Below are 20,262 nucleotides of genomic sequence, written 5' to 3'. Positions count from 1 at the left end.
CTCCATCACATAAATATATTATTAAAAAACGCTACAACATTTGGTAACTGATTGCTCATCAGCACTATTCCCATGATTACTATTAGAAAACCACCGATTCTCTTAATCAGAATCAAATGTTTTTCAAAAAAGCTGAATTTATTGATTATAGCGCTTGATGCTATCGCCATTATTAAAAATGGTATCATCAAACCAATAGCATAGACTAACATTAGAAATGCTCCATACCATTGAGTATTGCTGCTTCCAGAAGTTATCAAAACTGAAGCAAGTACTGGACCGACACATGGTGTCCATCCTAAACTAAAGGACACACCCATCAAATATGTGCCAAGCACACCTTTTGTTTTAACATTTAATCGTACACCATTCATCCTATCCACTTTTTTCAAATGTATGATATCCATCTGATGAATGCCTAATAAAATCACTAATAAACCAGCAATGGTCAGTACCCATTTATTATTTAAAAAACTTCCTAAAAAACCTGCACCAAAACCTAATATCACAAAACTTGTTGAAATACCTAATACAAAAGCCATCGTCTTAATCAGCGCACCAATATTTATCTCCAAACCTAAAACCTTAATCTTTTTATATTCCCCAGCCTCATCCGTCATAAATCCAATATATACAGGGATTAATGGAAAAGTACATGGAGCAAAAAATGATAGCATACCTGCAAAAAACACCGAACTAACTATTATTTGATCTTGTATCATTTTTACCTCCTCATTTGTTAATTAAATTATACTATATTGGATTTTTATTATAATAGAATATAGTTTGTAAAAACTTTAATTTCGTTAGGAATCTTATATTTAAAAGGAGCTGTTGCAAAATAACTTTTTCGTCATTCTGTAACAACTCCTTTTTTAGAACATAATATTTTATCCATATTTTTGCTGATTTGAAAATTTATGTATAAAGTCAAAGAAGAGTTTATACATAAATCCTAATTTTTCTTTTCTATGTATAAGATTTTCAAAAATTTTATACACATTCTGATGATTTTAAGTACATATGTATAAGTTCACCAGCTCTTGTTATACACATATTGGATAGTATGAAGCATATATGTATAAAATCCGGAAAATTTTTATACATATATTTTTGAAAACTAGTTTTATGTATACGATCATTTTTATTTTATACATAAAATCTAATTAATGGAGTTTTATGTATATGATCTTGGAAAGACAACATCTTCTTTTAGCCATAATTAATCAAATTCTATCTTAGGAATAGAGTTATTAATTACATTTAACATTAGGGTAGCTATCAAAAAACGCTAAACATTAAAATTCCTCTCATAAAATACACCATTTTTAATGCCTTGTATTTCTTTATTTTTTTCAGCATCGATTAATCTTTTTTCTGCCCAGGCTACATAGATTTCATTTTGCTCTATTCCAATAAATCTGCGGTTTAGTTTTTTCGCAACGACTGATGTTGTACCGGATCCCATGAATGGATCTAAGATTAAATCATTTTCATTTGAACTAGCTAATATCAATTTCGCAATAAGTTTCTCGGGTTTTTGCGTTGGATGGGCTGTATTTTCTGGCATTGACCAAAATGGAATTGTTATATCATCCCAAAAATTAGAGGGATAGGTGTCCCTATATTTTACTTTGTCACTTTCTTTCCAATCTTTCGCCATTCCATCTTCTTTATAAGGGGCAATAACTCTCTTTCTCTTTTTTACATCTTCAACATTGAAAGTATATTCGTCTGATGCTGTCGCAAACCAAATATCTTCAAGAGCATTTTTCCAATTCGTTTTTGCTCCACGCCCTTTTTCTCGTTCCCAAGTTATCCTATTTTTAATGTTGAAATATTTAGCCAAAATCGGACCAATCATTAAAGAAGATTTCCAATCGCAGCACACATAAATCGAGCCGTTGGTCCTTAATTTATCTTTTACTTTCTCCACCCATTTGATGGTATATGCCTCGTATGTCTTTGCATTTTTCTCAGTAAAAACATTTCCATGGTAGTTTTTACGTAAATTGTATGGCGGATCAACGATTATTAAATCGATTGAATTGTCCTCGATTAAATCTAGCGCTTCAAATGTATCTCCGATAATATTTTTATTTATTATTTCATCAACTTTAAGATTTTGGTTAAATCTTATTGCATTTTGTAAGTACTTTTTTCCCTCTTCCAAACCAAAATCTATCGTTTTATTTCTGTCTGATTTTATCTTCATATCTCTTCCTTTTAGTATTCTACTTATATTTTAAAGTATATGAAAACTAATAACAAGTAGATTAGCCTAAAAAATGCAATCCATTCTCATCAAGCTCATAAGTTTTATCACAAACTTCTTTTATATAATTTCTGTCGTGAGAAACGGAAATTATCGCACCATTAAAGGATTTGAGAGCATTTATAATTTCTGGTTGAGAAAGTGGAGATAAATTTCTTGTAGGCTCGTCCAAAACTAAAACTTCGCATTTATTCAAATTCATTTTTGCAAAAAATAGCTTGGCTTTTTGTCCACCCGATAAAGACTTTATCTTTCTATACATCTCTTCTCTTCTAAAACTTAGTGCACCAAGATACGTTGAAATGTGGGAATGTTCCTCTTTTGTAAATGTCTTAGATAAATATTCTAAAGCATTCATATCGTATTCTTTTAATTCAAAATAAGTTTGAGGCATATAACCAACATTTAAATTGAGATTTTCTAATTCCTTAATTATTTCTTTTAATAAAGTTGACTTACCTGCACCATTCTTACCGATGATACAAATTTTTTCTGGTCCAAACACTTTTAAAACTATATCCTTAGATAAAATTTTTCCATTAATTTCAAGTTTATCTAAACTCATATCTAAGATGACTTTTCCATTTGGCACATTAATATTTTCATCAAAATCAATTGAAATTGCTTCTTCATAATCGGGTGCCTTTGCAAGGTTTTCTTTCTCCTTTTCTAGCATTTTCCCCATAGACTTAACCGTATGCATCTTATCTTTCAAGTTTTTACCTACTTCTGGATTATTTGGCTTGGTATCTCGTAATGCATGCTCCACCGCATCATGAACTTTCCTATATCGATGCATTTTCTTTTCAAATTCTTCCTGCTCTTTATTTGCACGCTTTGTCTGATTATAGATATTGGCCGACCTATATTCGATATATTCTGGATAAGTCATTGAAACAATTGTATGTTTTGCTTTAGTTCTCCTCATTATCTGTTCAAGATGAATTATCCTATTTGCAACATTTGACAAAAGTTTAATATCGTGCGAGATAAAAATTATTGGGATGTCTAAATCTTTCATAAAATCTTCAAGCCATTCGACCGAGTCTAAATCAAGATCATTGCTTGGTTCATCCATTAATAGCAAAGTTGGTGATTTCAACATTTCTATCAATAAAATATATTTAATTCTTTCACCACCGGATAAGGTTGAAATGTATTTCTCACGAGAAATCAGCTCTTCATCAAAATTAAATTCACCAATCAGTTTATAAAAAAGATTATAGTCAAAAATATCCAATGGGACATTCTCATATAAATATTCTTCAGTTGTCTTTCTTAATACTTCATCATCGATTGATTGTGGCAAATAGCTGATTTTTTCATTATCAGAATATATTTCACCAGAAATAGAACAAATATCCTCTATCATATTTTTATCATATATCGCCTTAATTAGCATTGATTTACCATTACCCTCTTCGCCGATAAGCGCGATTTTATCGGACTTATTGAGTGAAAAAGTGAAGTTTTCAAGCAATGGGCGTAAATCCTCCAATAAATATAGACTTAAATTATTTATTTGCAGCATAAATCCTCCTTATAAATTTGGAAATGTATGCCATGATAATTGGATATTTAAAATTGTAGAATTAGATTTTTAGACATAAAAAATCTGTTTATATGAATAAACAGATAGCTTGCGAACTAAATGATATCCTATAAAATGGCATACTAAAACAGCACAGGCACAAATTGTCCTGTAAAAAAATAAGTATTTAGTACAATAATCCATTTTATAAAATAATCATTCTCACTCTCCTTTTTTTATTTGTAATTACATTATAACTTTTTTTCACTTAACATTCAAACTCTTATTTATTCACCAAATAAAACAGTAAGTCATTGTGAATAACTCCATCCGTTGACTTAACTGCATTTTCAAGTCTTCCCTCTTGCGCAAAACCAAGCTTTCTCAATAATGCAGCACTGTATACATTATCCTCAAAAACTCTACAAGTGATACCTGATATGTTCTCCTCTTTGAAAAGATAATCTATAACCTCACGCAAAGCCTCTGTCATATACCCTTTATTTGAATGCTGCTCTCCAAGCCAATAGGACAATTCACAAGTATTTGTCTCAAATCTCAAACTATCACTGCGTTTATTTATTATCCCAATAACCTTTTTAGTATTTTTCTCTTCCATATACCAAGTGTTGGAATGTTTATCTTTTTCAAGCATGTCAATAATTTCATCTCTATTTTTCTTATTCATAACATTATTTTTCATTACAAAATCTTGATTATAAACGATATAGATATCATCAACATCCGTTTCCTTAGGACTTCGTAAAATTAGTCTTTCTGTAAGTAGTTGTTTCATGGGATTTTTACCTTTCTTTTTGATTAATAGTTATTTTATGTATACCCATAAGTAGAAAGTCTAGTAAAAATTAATATAAAAACCAGAGACCCTTTCACAAGTCTCTGGTAAAAACTTTTTTATTCAATTATTATTTTTTCTCCATCGGCACTGATCTTAACTTCTTGTTTATCTGATATTTCTCCCGCGATGATTTTCTTACCAAGTGCAGTTTCTATGTTTTTTTGTAAGAATCTTTTTATTGGTCTAGCACCATATATTGGTGAATAAGCATTCTCAATGATAAAGTCTTTGGCTGATTCATCAAGATTAATTTCTATCTTTCTATCTGCTAAACGAGATTGAATCTTTTCTAATTCAAGATTGATAATGCTTGAAATTTCAGATTTTCCAAGTGGCTTAAACATTACGATTTCGTCCACTCTGTTTAAGAATTCTGGTCTAAATCTTCTCTTTAATTCTTCTCGTACACTTTCTTTTGCATCTTCCTTGATTTCCCCATTGTTATCAATGCCATCTAAAAGATATTGTGAACCAATATTTGATGTCATAATGATAATAGTATTTTTGAAGTTTACTGTACGACCTTGATTATCTGTCAATCTTCCATCATCTAATACTTGCAATAATATATTGAACACATCTGGATGCGCTTTTTCAATTTCATCAAATAGGATTACTGAATACGGCTTTCTTCTTACCGCTTCAGTTAGCTGACCACCTTCTTCATAGCCGACATAACCAGGCGCAGCACCAATTAATCTAGATACGGAATATTTTTCCATGTATTCTGACATGTCAATTCTGATAATATTTCTTTCATCATCAAACATTAATTGTGTCAAAGCTTTTGATAACTCAGTCTTACCTACACCAGTTGGCCCTAAGAATATAAATGAACCGATTGGTTTATTTTCATCTTTAAGTCCTGATCTAGCCCTAATAATAGCATCTGAAACAGCTGTAACTGCCTCATCTTGCCCGATAACTCTTTTATGAAGTTCTTTATCTAGGTTTAATAATCTTTCTTTTTCGGATTCTACAAGCTTATTAATTGGAATTCCTGTCCATTTTGCAACAACTTCCGCAATCTCATCTTCGCCAACTTCTTCTTTTAATCCTGATTCTTCAGTTGATCTTTCTTGCAATTCCTTAAGTTGTCTTTCTAAATCTGGCAATTTACCATATTTCAATCTTGATAATGTTTCAAAATCGTAATTTCTTTCTGCTTGTTCAATTTCAATTTTTGTTTTATCAATTTCTGTTTTTACATCATTTTCTTTTTCTAAGACTTTCTTACTATCTTGCCATTTTGCAAATAGCTCATTGTATAGATCATTCTTTTCAGCATATTCTTTATTTAGATTTTCCAATCTTTCCTTAGAAAATTCATCATCTTCTTTCTTTAATGCTGTTATCTCAATTTGCATTTGCAATAGCTCACGTCTCAAATCATCGATTTCTTGCGGCATAGATTCAATTTCTGTACGAATCATAGCGCACGCTTCATCCATCAAGTCTATCGCCTTATCTGGTAAAAATCTATCTGTAATATATCTATCAGATAAAGTTGCAGCTGCAATTACCGCTGCATCAGAAATTCTTATCCCATGGTGGATTTCATATTTTTCCTTTATACCACGAAGAATGGAAATTGTATCTTCAACACTCGGTTGATCAACTATCACCTTTTGGAATCTTCTCTCTAATGCCCCATCTTTTTCAATATATTGTCTATATTCATTTAGGGTTGTTGCACCGATAACTTTTATCAATCCTCTGGATAATGCAGGTTTCATAATATTTCCTGCATCCATTGCACCATCTGTTTTACCAGCTCCAACAATCATATGCATTTCGTCGATAAATAGAACAATTTGTCCTGAAGAGTTTTCTATTTCATTCAATACATCTTTTAATCTTTCTTCGAATTCTCCTCGATATTTTGCGCCAGCAATCAATGCTGCCATATCTAAAGACAATAGTTTAATATCTTTTAGATTTTCTGGTACGTCGTTATTTGCTATTCTTTGAGCAATACCTTCAACTATAGCGGTCTTACCTACACCAGGTTCACCAATTAATACCGGATTATTTTTAGTCCTTCTAGATAAAATCCTAATTGTACTTCTTACTTCATCTTCTCTTCCAATAACCGGATCAATCTTTCCTTCTCTAGCTTCCTTAGTTACATCTATTGTATATTTTTCTAATGATGATTTTTCTCCCAACTCTTCACTACTTCCTTCTGGTTTATTAGCCTTTAATTCAATCACTTTATCCTTAAAGTTTTTATAATTTACATTGAAACTGTTAAATACTTTTTCTATTGAAGTATTTTTTTCTTTCAATAACGCTAAAAATATATGTTCTAAACCAACATAATTATCCTTTAATTCTGCCATTTCATCTTCTGCTTTTAATACCACTCTTTGGAATGTAGCATTTGGATAAACATTATCTGCTCCTGTTTGTTTAGGCATATTATCTACAATACTTTTTAATTGTTCTCTTATTTTAGAGCTGTCCGCTCCAATTAAATTTACTACTCTATATACCAATGAATCTGAGTTCATAAATAGAGCATATGCTAAATGATTTTCTGTTAACTGTGGATTTGAATTTTTAATTGCAATATTTTGAGCATTTTGAATAACTTCTAAAGCTCTCTCTGAAAATTTTTCTAAATTCATTGTGTACTCCTTTAATTATTAAATTAAGTCAAGTTTCTTGGATATTTTTTACCAATAATCTATTATGTAGTCCTAAAATTTTCTTGATAAAATTATTTCCTGACTATCTTTGACTTTAGTTTTATTATACCCACTTTTGAGGAAAATATCAACTCAATTAATTATTTGTAGAAATTGTTTGTAGAAATATTTTACTTAGAAAAATCCCCCTGTAAAATTGTTCTAACACTTGTTAGTTTCGTCCATCTCTGCGGAACTCGCTTACTGCGTAAGATCAGACATCCTCGAGTTGGGAAACTAATCGTCGTGTTAGAACAATTCTTTGGGGATTTTATGCGTAAAATATTTCTACAAATGCGCGACGGGTGGTGAATTCTTTTGACTGGCTTGTAAGGTATTAGGCGTATGGGTGTAGCTGGGGCATTTGGGGTGGTGATTCTTTTGGCGGAGTGGTGACTACTAAAGGGATGAGTGTAGCTAAGGTAGTTGAAATTGTGGTTGTTTTAGTTGGATAGTGGATATTTAGGGCGCCGGTGCATCTTGAGTTAGTTGAAGTTCTGGTTCTTTTGGCTGAGTAGTTACTTATTAGGGATGTTGGCGTATCCAATGTTAGCTTAACAAATGTAAATTTTAAATAAATTTCGGATATAAAGATTTCAATAAATAAATTGTACATTTTTATATTACCATCGACATTAGAAGTATGTGACCCTTGCGGATTACAAAAAAAGTAAAACACCAGGGTCAAATTTGAGGATTTTACCCCTGCAATTTCAGAATTTTTACATTCACTAGGGTAAAAAGTTGCATTTTTGCCCCTGCTAATTGGAAATTGCTAAATTAGCTAGGGTTATAAGCGCATTTTTCGCCCCTGCAAATTTAAAATTGTCGATTTAACTAGGGTTAAAAGAGGTTTTTCGACCCTAGCGAAATGCAGAAATTTAAATCCGCTAGGGTCCACAATGACAAAAATAATTTTATTGAAATAAAAAATGAAGATTTTTAAAATTCAATCCCATTCCAACAAAAATTGTTATAGCATCGACAGGACATTCCAACAAATCCTTAAACCCCATATAAAAACCAACATCAACTAGCAAATAAAATTCCCTTATCCCCACATAAAGCAAAGACATCCGCTGCTAGTCTAGCCGCTGATGTCTTCAATATTATTTTTCGCTTGTATTGATTGTTTTAATTTTCTTCCTTGTTAGATAAATTAATATTAGGAGAATTAGTATAAAGGCTAAAGCAATGTATAGGTAGATTTCATAGTTTGTTTTGCTTTTTGCTTTTTCTATGATTGATTCTTTAGCTGGTGGTGTGTAATCTATTCTCTTTCCTCTAACTAGGAGCCTGTGCGAGTTTACCATGTATGGTGTGCATGTTAGTAGGGTTGCATAGTCTTTACCTTCGACTACTAGGACCGGATCAAAGTTTGTTGGTTCTACCGTTAGGATTTGATCTACTTCATAGGCTAGGACATTGTTTAGGGAATGAATATAAAATACATCTCCTTTTTCCATTTTGTCTAAGTCTGTGAAGAGCTTAGCTGTCGGTAGCCCTCTATGTGCTGTAAGCACTGTATGGGTACTTTCACCGCCAATTGGCAATGAAGTACCTTCTAAATGTCCAACCCCTTTTTCAAGAATGGATTCCTTTGTACCTGCATAGATTGGTAAATTCTGATTGATTTTTGGTATTTCTATAAATCCAATCTTTTCTTGAACTTTTAACATGTTTGCATATTCTGTAACTGCTTCTTCTTTTTCTTCTTTTGAATATGGATCTGCTAATTTTGTAATATCTAATATTCCATTGTAGATTTTAGCTAATCTTAATCTTCTATCAATTTCTTTCTGCTCCATAACATCAACTTCATTTATATAGTCTATGATTTGATTGCTTGATTCTATTTCATAATATTTTTGTGAAATTAGCGGATAAAGAGCGATTAATCCCCCAACCAAAAATAGAAGTAATGGAGCAAATTTTTTTAAGGATTTTTTCATAGATCCCTTCTCTCTTCGTTATTTTCTTCTATTTTAGAATTTTCTAATTCTAGTTGTCTCTTCTTTGCCGCTTTTATCTCTTGTTCCGCTCTTTTCTTTTTTCTTCTTAGTAGGAATAAATAGAATAATAGCAATGCTATAATTGCTAAAGCACCATAGAATAGATATTTATATGTGAAGCTTGTTCTATTTTCAGCAATTATTCTTTCTTCTACTTCTGGCACATATTCAACTCTATGTCCTCTAACTAGAAGTCTATGTGTATTTACCATATATGGAGTACAAGTAAGTAATGTGACATAGTCATGACCAGGAACGATTAGAAGTTTTGAAAAATCTGTAGGTTCAATTACACTGATATCATCAACTACATATGCTAAAGTTTCTTTAATATTGTGAATGTAGAATTTATCACCAATTTTTACCTTTTCTAAATCAGAAAAAAGTCTTGCGGTAGGTAATCCGGAATGTGCTGAGATTACAGAATGCGTACTATTTCCCCCAATTGGAAGTGAAGTATTTTCTAGGTGCCCCGCACCCATTTGAAGCACTGTTTCTGAAGTACCAGCATATAGCGGAATTTTTATATCAATAGTAGGTATCTCGACAACACCAATCTTTTCATGAATTTCCAGCATCTTCGCGTAATGCGCCATACCTAATTTTCTAGTTTCTTCATCATATGGATCTTCCAAATCTTTATTATTTAAGCTTTGGTTATATGCCTCTGCAAGTTTCATTCTCTCATCAATCTCTTTTTGATTGATTTCAGATTTCCCTTTTTCAAAATTTGCGACCTGTTCATTCGCTTCAATTCTATAATAGATTCTTGAAATTTGCGGATAAGCAAGCACAAATAATCCTATAAGAAAAACAATAGTAAATAAAATATTATTTCTAATTCTTTTTCTTTTCAATCTTTTTTTCTTTTCTTCTGTCATTTTGTCCTCTTAATTACTAAAGGGATTTTCCTCAGAAAATCCCTATTGATTATACTTGTTTTTTGCTATCTTTTGAAAGTTTATAGCCTACTCCAAAGATAATTGCACTGAAAGCTAATAGAGCAATTACCATCATATCACCCGTCTTAGGAATGTCAATTGGTGGTTTCTTATTATTTTTTACTACAAGAACTTTTTGAGTAGAGTCCATTCCAACTTCAAATTTAATATAACTATTTAACTGAACGTGATCTTTTGGAGCTTTTGTCTCCCATAGATAATATACACCATAAGGCAAATTTTCTACTTGAAACTCTCCATTTTTATCACTTTCAACATAATAAATCTTTCCGTCTTTTAACACATTTTCGTATTTATCATTTACCTTTTTAGTTACCTTAAATTGTGCACCTTCAAGCGGAGTTTTCGCCTTATCATTTGAAATCTTTAAAAACTTAAATCCACCAATTTTTCCAGGAACTTTTTTATTGATAACTTCTAACTCTGTTAAAGTATTCGCCTTAATCTCAAATTTATTATCTTTTTTGACAATTGAATAGCCTTCAAGTTCTTTAACTTCTCTAAAAATATAATTAGCTACAGGCAATCCAGAAACTACAATTTCACCCTTTTCATCGGTAAATAGAACTTTATCTTTTTGTCCTTGAGGGGAATAATTTCCCGCATCATTTAATGGCACTGATTGTTCTCCATTTTCACTTATAGAAAACAGCTTAAATCCAACACCTTTTAATGTCTTTCCGTCATCAGATTTCTTAACCAGTTTTACATCACCATATTCTTCGCCATATTCAATTTCTGTAAATTTAGGATCAACTTTTCCTTTTTTCATACCATCAATATTATAGAAAATTTCTCCATGCTTCACATCAAATGGCAATGGATAAACAAAAGGAATCATAATGAATGGCTTATTGCCATCCTCAACTTCTCTAAAATAATAAATCCCATTTTCTAAATTATCCAATTTAAAAGTTTCTTTATTAAATGTCTCTGTTTCAGTTGATTTACCAAATTTATCATCTAGTTCTTGATTTGATAAACCAAATAATTTCTTTTCAATATCTTTTCTTTTTAAATTAGAAAATTCCTTTTCATCTAATTTCCAATATTGTAACTTTATGCCAACACTTTTCCCGTCTTTATCTACGCTAACCATGTCATAATTTTTTATTTCAAATTCTAAAGAATTATCGCCTAACGCGAATAATTTATGTGGAATGATTACTGTAAAAATCAGGAGAAATGCCAATATAATTGAAAATACATTTCTTATAGTTTTTTTCACGAATACCTCCAATTGAGAGTCCTATTAGTTTTTATTTACTAATATTATAACACAGGATGAGGCAATTCATTAACTGTTTTTTATCAAAAATTATGAAAAGAAATATAATTTTGCGAAATAGTAATAATTTGAAATAAGGAAATGAGAATTTACGGAAATTATCTTTTAGAAATTGCTAAAGTTCAGTATGAATGGAAGATTTGAAAATTATACTGAATGAAAAAAATTTGAAGCAGTATAAATATAGTAAATTGATTTTGTACTGAATATTTTTCTTAAAATGTCAGTATAATTTGATAAGTTAAGGAAAACTGCTGAATTATACCTTTGTAGATCTAAAAAAAGACAGTAAAAAAACAAAAAATAAATATTATGCTGACATTTTTGATAATAAAAGCAGTATAAATCCATAAAATAAAAATCATACTGAACAATTTTTCTTGTTGACAGTATGATTGTTAAATTACGTAAATTATACTGAACTCATTTCATTTTTTCTTATATATGTTTAAGAAATGTGTTCTTTTTTAATTTGTTCTTTATAGAAGTCTTCTGTTTCTTTATCAAGTGTTTTTGGATTTACTATTTTTATTTGTAAATATAAGTCGCCAACATTACCTTTCATATCCTTGAATCCTTTTTTAGCAATTTTTATTTTTTGATCTGTATTGATATTTTTTGGAATGTTTACTTTTATTTTACCTTCAAGTGTTTGCACAGTTTTTTTTGTACCAAAATATGCTTCCCATGGGTATATTTCAATATCTTTAGTGATATTTACACCTTCTAATTTATCTTTAGAATCTATGTGAATCTTTGCGTAGATATCACCGTCTATACCAAATTTATCCCCATTAATCTTTATTTTTTTACCATTTGTAATACCTGCAGGCCATTTAACATCAATTTTTGTTTGATTTCCTCCAAGTGATGCAAGGACTTGCTTTGAACCACCTTTATACGCTTCTTCTAGAGTGATATATTGGTCAATTTCATATCTATTTCTTGCTCTTTTTCTATTAGTTGTAAAGTTTCCAAATATATCGGACGCTGAAAATCCTCTTCCAGAACCACCGAAGCCTCTACCGGCATTACCAAATCCTCCACCGAAAATTGTTTCGAAAAAGTCTGAAAAGTCTCCACTACTTGTTGTGTATTCATAACCATATTGTGATGGGTCAAAGTTCATACCATCTTGATATGCAGATCCAAATTGATCATATTTTTTTCTTTTTTCTGGATCGGACAACACTTCAAATGCTTCATTAACTTCTTTTAATTTTTCTGCAGCTTCTTCACTGCCTTTATTTAAATCTGGATGATATTTTTTCGCTAATTTTCTATATGCTTTTTTTATATCTTGCGGAGTTGATGTTTTTTCAACACCAAGTATTTCATAATAATCTTTATACTTCATATAATTACCTCCAATCTATATATAATGAAACTATAGTTCAAAAGATTGTTTGACTATCTCTGACTAATAATATTATACATAAATCAAGCTCCAATTACAAGTAGAATTGTTACTAATATTTAATAATTGTGATATGGTAATCTCTATCCATTTCTTATATAATGAATTTAAGAAATTTTAAAGGAGTTGTTATGTTTCTAGAAAATAGAGTTTCAAAATGGTACAAAGAGTTACCGAAAAATATAAAAATAGCATTTGTATCCACTTTTATACTAGGGCTTATCTGCCATGCATATATGATGACGAATAAATGGGTAAATTTAGACGATATTGTCCAATTAGTTGATAATATGGAAAGAACATCTTCAGGAAGATGGTTTTTAATGTTTCCTTCTGCGATTGGTAGTGATTTTAGTTTACCTTGGCTGAATGGCTTACTTACAATACTATACTCTGCGATTATGTCCTCACTTATTGTTGCCATGTTTGATATTAAATCAAAAATTAGCACAATACTGATTTCCGGGATTATAATTACATTCCCAACGATTGGTGCATTGATGCCTTTTATGAACACACAAGATTCTTATCAATTTGGTGCAATGCTTGCAGGGATTGCAGCATATTTACTTGTAAAAAAGGAAAATGGATATATTATTTCTACCATTCTGCTGACCTTGTCACTTGGGATATATCAGACATATTTAGGATACGCTGGCGCTTTAATCCTAATTTATATCATGTTAGAATTATTTAAAAACAAGGACAACTACAAAGAAATGCTAATATTATTTGCAAAAACTGCCATTTCATTTGTTTTATCCTTAATTATTTACCTAATAATTTCAAGAGGAATATTTGGACATTTACTAGTTGATTATAAAGGTCTTGACACTATGGGATCTTTACCACTAAATCAACTTCATATAATTATTTTTAACGCATATAAGGGAATGTTTGATTTCTTTGCAGGATACGAATTTAATTATCACTTTGTATTTATGCCATATCTATTTTTAATAGGATTTGTGCTTACACTTTATCTAATCTACTATATTGCTAAAAAATCAGCAATGGAAAAACGTAAGGTCACATTCTTACTAATCCTTATCGCACTATTTCCTCTTGCAGTAAACATCATCTATGTGATGTCATGGCAAGCAGGAGTAATGTTAAGAATGGTTTACGGTTATACCGTTGCCTTTATGCTACCTTTAATTTTGATAGACTATATTTATAAAAACTTAAATAACGACGTACAATTTTCTGATATAGAATTAAAAAAATCAGAAGAAAAAAATACTTATAAAAAGAAACATTTAATATATTACGCAGTGATATTTTTAACTGTGATTTCTTCACTTGCTGTATATAACAATATTTATGTGACCAATAAGGCGTATTTCAAGGTCGGAGTGACTAATCAAAACTCTGAAAACTATGCAAATAGAATAATTTCAAGAATAGAAATGGTTGATGGTTATACCGAAAAGACAAAAGTTGTATTTTTAGGCAATCCTGACTCTAGAACATATTTTACTAAAAACTACGACCCAAGAGATGTACAACCTTTTATAATTGCAAATCATTTAACAAGACTTTATTCATTCAAATATTATCCTTCAAGATTTTTAGGATTTAACAATGTGATTAAAGACTATGATGAAATCACTGAAGAATTAGAACCATTGAGAAATGTAATTGAAAATATGCCATTGTATCCGGCGAATAACTCAATTCAAATGATTGATGATACCATTTATGTTAAGTTTAAGGATATAAAATAAAAAAATCCCCGCAAAAGTTGAAACTTAAAACTCAACTTTTGCGGGGCTATTTTATTGCTCAAATAAATTATCTATATTTCTTAATCTAACAACCATAACATTGTCAATTTGCTTTACCGATCCATAGTATGGATATGGCGGCATTTCTCTAACTTCTTTACGTTTTGCTAATTTCTTAGCATCTTCATTACTCACTATATGAATTTTTTTACCAACAAAATTTTTAATAAATGTTAATCTGATATTTTCTCTTAAGAATGTATCCGTATTTATATCATAATTAAACGATAAATCAGGATTTCGCCATAAATCAACTTCACTTTTATCTGAAAATTCTCCAACCAAAGCAATCATTCTTCCTTCAATATATCCTTCTGTTGATTCTATTCTAGATATTAAACGATTATAGTAATGTTCTGCATAACTCATCTTTGTTTTCAACGCTAAATAGTTACCATTTGATGACCAAATATAATTAATAATAGCTAAAGTTAGAATAGAATATGTTACCATATTTGATACTTTTATTAGTTTGATATCAAAATCATATTTATCTAAAAATAGTAAAGGTAAGATAAATATAAACACCAGAGTATATGACATTAATGAATATGTGTATCCTCTACTTGCCATGATAACTGAACTATTAAGTGCAAATGGTAAGACCAATATCAATGCTAAAAATAGTAATTTTAATTTCTTTTCTTTCATCTTTTTTAGTGTAAATATTACCATTATAAAAGAAACAATATATAAAATTAAAATTGAGAATTTTATTATTAAAGTTTTATTCACACTAAATATCATGTGGAATGGAAGTCTAACTATATCAACATAAGCAATTAACATCCTACGTAAAAGTTCAAAAACACCAACGCTTCCCATTGTATCAATATTTCTATATGATGATAGAGTCAAACCTGTAATAGCTAAAACTATTTTTAATATAATCATGTATATTACCAAGGATAAAACAATTGAAACAAGGTATTTTATTCCTCTCTTTAAGATATCTTTAAAATCCTCTCCTTTAATACAATCATTTATAGATTTTAAGCATAAAAGAGAAATGTAAAAAGGCAAATAAGCTTGATATATCCCAATTGCAAATGCCACTAATAATGTTGAAATAATAAATGAAATCTTTGATTCATCTATAATATAAGTCGCTATAAATACTAATAATATTGCGAAAATATAGTAGTGTGCTGTAAAAGTGTAAATCAAAGTTGCGGTTAAAGAAGGAAATACTACAAAAATTCCACTAATAAATATTGCATTAACTTTTTTATTAATATCAAAAATTAGTATCAATAAAACACTTATAATTGTTATAAGTATTAAAGAAACTGCAGTATTAAAAAATGGTATATTGTATCCTCCCCAAATTTTATCAACGGTCTCTCCCATAAATTGTAATGCCCATCTCCCTGACGTTATACCCGCTCCATAACCATTAAACAGTAAACTATCATGGTTTCTAATATCATTAACTAGTAAATAAACATGTGCAAATAAAAGAAAAATTACCGTAAAAATTATAGAAGGCACTATTAAATCCTTTTTAGATAAGATAACATTCCGTTGTTTTTCAAAATATTCTTTCAACTTTTACTCCTAATAATAATTATAATAGTCTTATTATTATAACATGTATCTTTATAATTAGCAATAATAGCGTTGATAATCGTTCTCACCTGTTAATTTTTTGTTATTTTTGACCATCTTTTCGTTTATTAAAAATTATTAATATTATTACATACTGCGATACAAAAATTAATTCCCCATAATCTAATCCAAAGTCTTTCTCTTAGACTTATCTTTCTTTTCAGTATTTTCTGCATCCATTTTTACATCATTATCTAATTTAATATTTCCTTTACTTAGATGTCTAAAAATCAAAAATATAATTAAAATTACCGCTCCAATTGTAGCAAAAACATTAAGTATCGTTGAAAATGTAGTCGTCTCAAATATAATACTATAACTATAACCTTGATTGTCCTTTTGCTTAAATTTTTCATTGCTTATACGAGTCAAATCTACAGTCTTTGAAACATTTTCAATTTTTTCAGCTCTCAATTCTTTAAATTGTGCATCTTCTACAATCTTCTTATTTGACTTAAATAGTTTCCCTTTTAATTCTTCTACAATTACACCATTTTTATATAACTTATTATGAATATCACTACCACTATCAAGTTTATAATTATACTCTATCTTTACACTTTCCTCTGAGTCAGTATAACTTATTCCTAGGGATTTCAAATATTCAACTAGGTTTTTATTTACAATCTCTTCTTGTCTTTTTTTAGGGAAATTAATAGTTCTGTAGAAACTATTCTCAGACAATTTTGTTTCAACTTCAATTTTGTCAAAGACTATATCAGTCTCAACTGTTTTTTCTATGCCTTGATTTAATTCATCTCTTTCAGCAAGTATAATCCTTTCCTTGTTATCCTGTATTTCAGACAAACCTTTTGGAAAAGTATATATTGCTTTTTTATCAAAATAGTACAAATATTTAACTTTAGCTTTTTTATCAATTTCATTTTCTTTAATAAAATCAGTCAAAGTATCAATTGTCTTTAATTTCTGACCACTATTTTTATATGTCATTGAAAAATTTGAACCCGTTGCAAAGAATTTTTGAGTTGCTTTATTTATCTCTTCTTGAGTAAAGTTTTCATATATAAACTTGGCTGTGCTATTTTCATCATCTTCTACAAAACGAACTTTATCATCTTCGATAAAATCATCTTCCCAGTCATTGTCTAGTTTAGAATAATTTTCTTTATTAAAAATAATAGTAATCTGTCTATTAAATTTGTTTGCTTCATTTGCACGTGAAGTGATTACATTTATCTCATTTGGTCCAATATATTTACTTTCACTATATTTACCATATTGAGAAAATGAGTCTTTGATATATTCCTTATCATTAATTGTCAAGCTATATTGCTTGGTATCCCATAATTTTTTAAGATCATCCTCATAAAATAACCCATCCTCCAATGCTTTATTTATTAGAGGACTAAGCAATTTCTGAACATCCGAGCTATCATTAAATTTTATACCTTTATTAAATCTTACATTTTGAACTTCAAAATCCAAATTAATATTTTCTTCTATTTTCCCCAGTTTATATAGTGTATTTACCTTATTTAGATAATCTTCTTTGCTACTAAATTTAAGAGAATATTCCACTTCAATTAAATTTGCTTCATCTTTAACATAATTTAACTCTAAAGGTTCTATCACATTATCAGTAAAGAATTTAATTACCGCATCTTTTCCACCTCTAGCCCTATTAAAAGTTTCAGCATCCATAGAAAGTAGAATAAGTCTTTCTCCCTTAAAATTATTATTAACTTTCATATTTTCTTTTGATTGTATGCCACAAGCCGAAAGCAATAATGTTAAAAATAAAAATAATATAATTAATTTTTTCTTTTTCATATCATATCCTTATTTATCTTTTTTGCTCTATAAATGTATATTTTAAATAATCAATCAAAATAATTATATCATTAATATTTTATTTTAATCAGTATAACTTTTCATAATATATTTAAAAATTGAAAAATCAGACCTTATCTATTAAATAAAATCTGATTTTTAATATTTTAGAGATTTATATATACTAAATATATTCATCTTCTCCATAAAACACTTTACCATCATCCGCAGAAATTCTGCCTTTGCTAATAGAAATTTCGTTTTTGTTAGAATTGGTTTTGCCTTTGTCATCAAAAACTTTTGTTTCGTTGGAATGTGTATCAATCTTGCTTGAATCATTGACATGTTTTGAAATATTGTTTATAGCTTTTTTACTTGAAGCACTTACGCGATTTACAGATTCAGAAACCTTCTCTTTTGCTGGTGCCAGGTATTCCTTTAATGTCATATTTTTCTTTTTAAGATTTCTTAAAAATAGTACAACCCCAAAAATTAAAGCTAATAAAATCAATGCAGATACAATGATTGGGATTATTTTCAATTGTTGAAATTCAACATTTGCGGATAATGATCCCCTACCTATTTTCCTATAATCTTCATTAATAATTTTTGAAAAAGTACCTGTTTTAAAACTATGTTCTATTTTTTCAGTGGCTATATCATTAAATATAATTTGTTCTGAAAAATATTTTGTTGTTCTAAATAGGGATTGTGTAGTATTCTTCATGTTAGGTAATTTCATTAATAATTTGTCATGTACTTCATTCTCTTTATCAAAATTAAATTGATAATTTATTTTTAATTCATCATCATTATCTGTGAATTTTATTTTTTTATCTTCTAAGAATTGCTTTAAATTATTATTTACAATATCTTTTTGTCCTTCTTTTGGAAAAATAATATCTCTTGAAAACCCATTGTTATTAACATCTGTCTCAATTTTAATATTGTTAAATATAATTTGATTTTCGAATACTTTTTCAAATCCTCCACTTAACTCATATGAAGTAACAGAATAGCTTCTATCGTCTCTAGAAATAAACATATCTATATCACGAGGATGATCTGCAATTTCTTTACTATCTACATAATAAATTGCATTTATTGAAGCGTTTTTATTAAATGCATTATTTGGAATTACATCATATAACTTTGTAGATTGCAATAAAGGACTAGAATTTTCTGATTCTTTCATTGAAAACTTAGTTTCAACACCAAAGAATTTACTAGTAATTTTATTTATATCTTCAGTAGATACATTTTCCATTTTTATCTTTTGAGTACTTAAATCTCTAATTTTATCTATCGTAACATTAAACCCATCAAAATATTCTTTTTCCCATTCTTCAGGTAAATTTTTATAGGATTTTTCATCAAAAATTAGACTAATACTTCTATTAAATTTGCCCTCCTCTTTAGATGGTGAAGTCACAATTGTTATCTCTTTAGGTCCGATATAATCAATTTTGGAGTATTCTCCATATTCATATGTTGAATCTTTAATTAAATCTTTATTGTCCACATTTAAATTATATGTTTTTGTGCTCCAGATACTAGACTTATCGGATTCCTTAATTAATTTTTGTTCAACAGCTTTATCAATTAAAAACTGAAATATCTTTTCAATATCTGTATTGTCATTAAATGTTACCCCTTTAGTAAAACCTGATTTTGATACTCTAAATTCAACTTCAATTTTATCCTTAATTTTCCCTAAATCATATAATTTCTTTATTTTATTAATATAATCTTCTTTGCTATCAAATTTTATGGAAGATTGTACTTCAAATAACTCAGGTTTATCTTTTATAAATTTTACTTCAAATAAACCTTTGACATTTTCTGTGATAAATTTTTTTAATGCATCTTTTCCACCTTCAACACGATTCATTGTCTCTTGATCGAAACTTAGCACAATATCTCTCTGACCTTTAAAATTTTCATCAACTTTCATCTTTTCATTGGATTTAATCCCACATGCAGAAAGAATGAAAACTATAAATAGCATTAAAAATGATAACTTTAGTTTTTTGTTTTTCATA

The 20,262-nt window shown here is 29.1% G+C and carries 13 protein-coding genes; 1 reads left to right on the top strand and 12 read right to left on the bottom strand.

Annotation, left to right across the window (positions count from 1 at the left end; translation table 11 throughout):
* Window positions 1-5 precede the first annotated feature (5 nt).
* The 9 genes from HMPREF9709_RS00735 to HMPREF9709_RS00695 all read right to left on the bottom strand — a co-directional run bounded on the left by HMPREF9709_RS00735 (window position 6) and on the right by HMPREF9709_RS00695 (window position 12,974).
* Window positions 6-722: a cytochrome c biogenesis CcdA family protein gene (locus HMPREF9709_RS00735; protein WP_005397000.1), complete on the bottom strand. Its 717-nt coding sequence runs from the start codon at window positions 720-722 to the stop codon at window positions 6-8.
* A 569-nt stretch (window positions 723-1,291) separates the two neighbouring features.
* Window positions 1,292-2,215, bottom strand: a complete 924-nt coding sequence (locus HMPREF9709_RS00730; protein ID WP_005396999.1) for a DNA-methyltransferase — start codon at window positions 2,213-2,215, stop codon at window positions 1,292-1,294.
* Window positions 2,216-2,276: 61 nt separating this feature from the next.
* Window positions 2,277-3,806, bottom strand: coding sequence for an ATP-binding cassette domain-containing protein (locus tag HMPREF9709_RS00725; protein ID WP_005396998.1), 1,530 nt, complete (start codon window positions 3,804-3,806; stop codon window positions 2,277-2,279).
* A gap of 283 nt (window positions 3,807-4,089) precedes the next feature.
* Window positions 4,090-4,602, bottom strand: coding sequence for a GNAT family N-acetyltransferase (locus HMPREF9709_RS00720; RefSeq protein ID WP_005396997.1), 513 nt, complete (start codon window positions 4,600-4,602; stop codon window positions 4,090-4,092).
* Between the two features lie 119 nt (window positions 4,603-4,721).
* On the bottom strand, window positions 4,722-7,295 hold the full coding sequence (clpB, locus tag HMPREF9709_RS00715; protein ID WP_005396994.1) for an ATP-dependent chaperone ClpB: 2,574 nt from the start codon (window positions 7,293-7,295) through the stop codon (window positions 4,722-4,724).
* Window positions 7,296-8,464: 1,169 nt separating this feature from the next.
* A complete protein-coding gene (locus HMPREF9709_RS00710) occupies window positions 8,465-9,307 on the bottom strand; it encodes a class C sortase (protein ID WP_005396992.1) in 843 nt (280 codons plus the stop codon).
* Window positions 9,304-10,248 carry a class C sortase gene (locus tag HMPREF9709_RS00705; RefSeq protein WP_005396990.1) on the bottom strand — a complete coding sequence of 315 codons (945 nt, stop codon included), beginning with the start codon at window positions 10,246-10,248 and terminating at the stop codon, window positions 9,304-9,306. Before HMPREF9709_RS00705 ends, HMPREF9709_RS00710 begins: the two co-directional genes overlap by 4 nt.
* A 49-nt stretch (window positions 10,249-10,297) precedes the next feature.
* A complete protein-coding gene (locus HMPREF9709_RS09420) occupies window positions 10,298-11,557 on the bottom strand; it encodes an MSCRAMM family protein (protein WP_005396988.1) in 1,260 nt (419 codons plus the stop codon).
* A 508-nt stretch (window positions 11,558-12,065) separates the two neighbouring features.
* On the bottom strand, window positions 12,066-12,974 hold the full coding sequence (locus HMPREF9709_RS00695; RefSeq protein WP_005396985.1) for a DnaJ domain-containing protein: 909 nt from the start codon (window positions 12,972-12,974) through the stop codon (window positions 12,066-12,068).
* 191 nt (window positions 12,975-13,165) lie between these two features.
* On the opposite strand from HMPREF9709_RS00695, the gene HMPREF9709_RS00690 reads away from it, so the two are divergent.
* Window positions 13,166-14,761: a glucosyltransferase domain-containing protein gene (locus tag HMPREF9709_RS00690; RefSeq protein WP_005396982.1), complete on the top strand. Its 1,596-nt coding sequence runs from the start codon at window positions 13,166-13,168 to the stop codon at window positions 14,759-14,761.
* Between the two features lie 51 nt (window positions 14,762-14,812).
* Here HMPREF9709_RS00690 and HMPREF9709_RS00685 read toward each other — a convergent pair whose 3' ends face one another.
* From HMPREF9709_RS00685 to HMPREF9709_RS00675, 3 genes are all read right to left on the bottom strand, one after another.
* Complete coding sequence (locus HMPREF9709_RS00685; RefSeq protein ID WP_005396971.1) at window positions 14,813-16,369, bottom strand: glucosyltransferase domain-containing protein; 1,557 nt, start codon at window positions 16,367-16,369, stop codon at window positions 14,813-14,815.
* Window positions 16,370-16,552: 183 nt separating this feature from the next.
* Entirely contained in the window at window positions 16,553-18,220 is a 1,668-nt protein-coding gene (locus HMPREF9709_RS00680) for a hypothetical protein (protein WP_005396970.1), read from the bottom strand.
* A 184-nt stretch (window positions 18,221-18,404) separates the two neighbouring features.
* On the bottom strand, window positions 18,405-20,261 hold the full coding sequence (locus tag HMPREF9709_RS00675) for a hypothetical protein (protein WP_005396969.1): 1,857 nt from the start codon (window positions 20,259-20,261) through the stop codon (window positions 18,405-18,407).
* Between the last annotated feature and the right edge of the window lies 1 nt (window position 20,262).

Origin of the sequence: Helcococcus kunzii ATCC 51366 (assembly GCF_000245755.1) — a bacterium.
GTDB lineage: Bacteria > Bacillota > Clostridia > Tissierellales > Peptoniphilaceae > Helcococcus > Helcococcus kunzii.
Note: the sequence above shows the minus strand (reverse complement) of the source record. Positions and strands in the feature narration are given on the sequence as shown.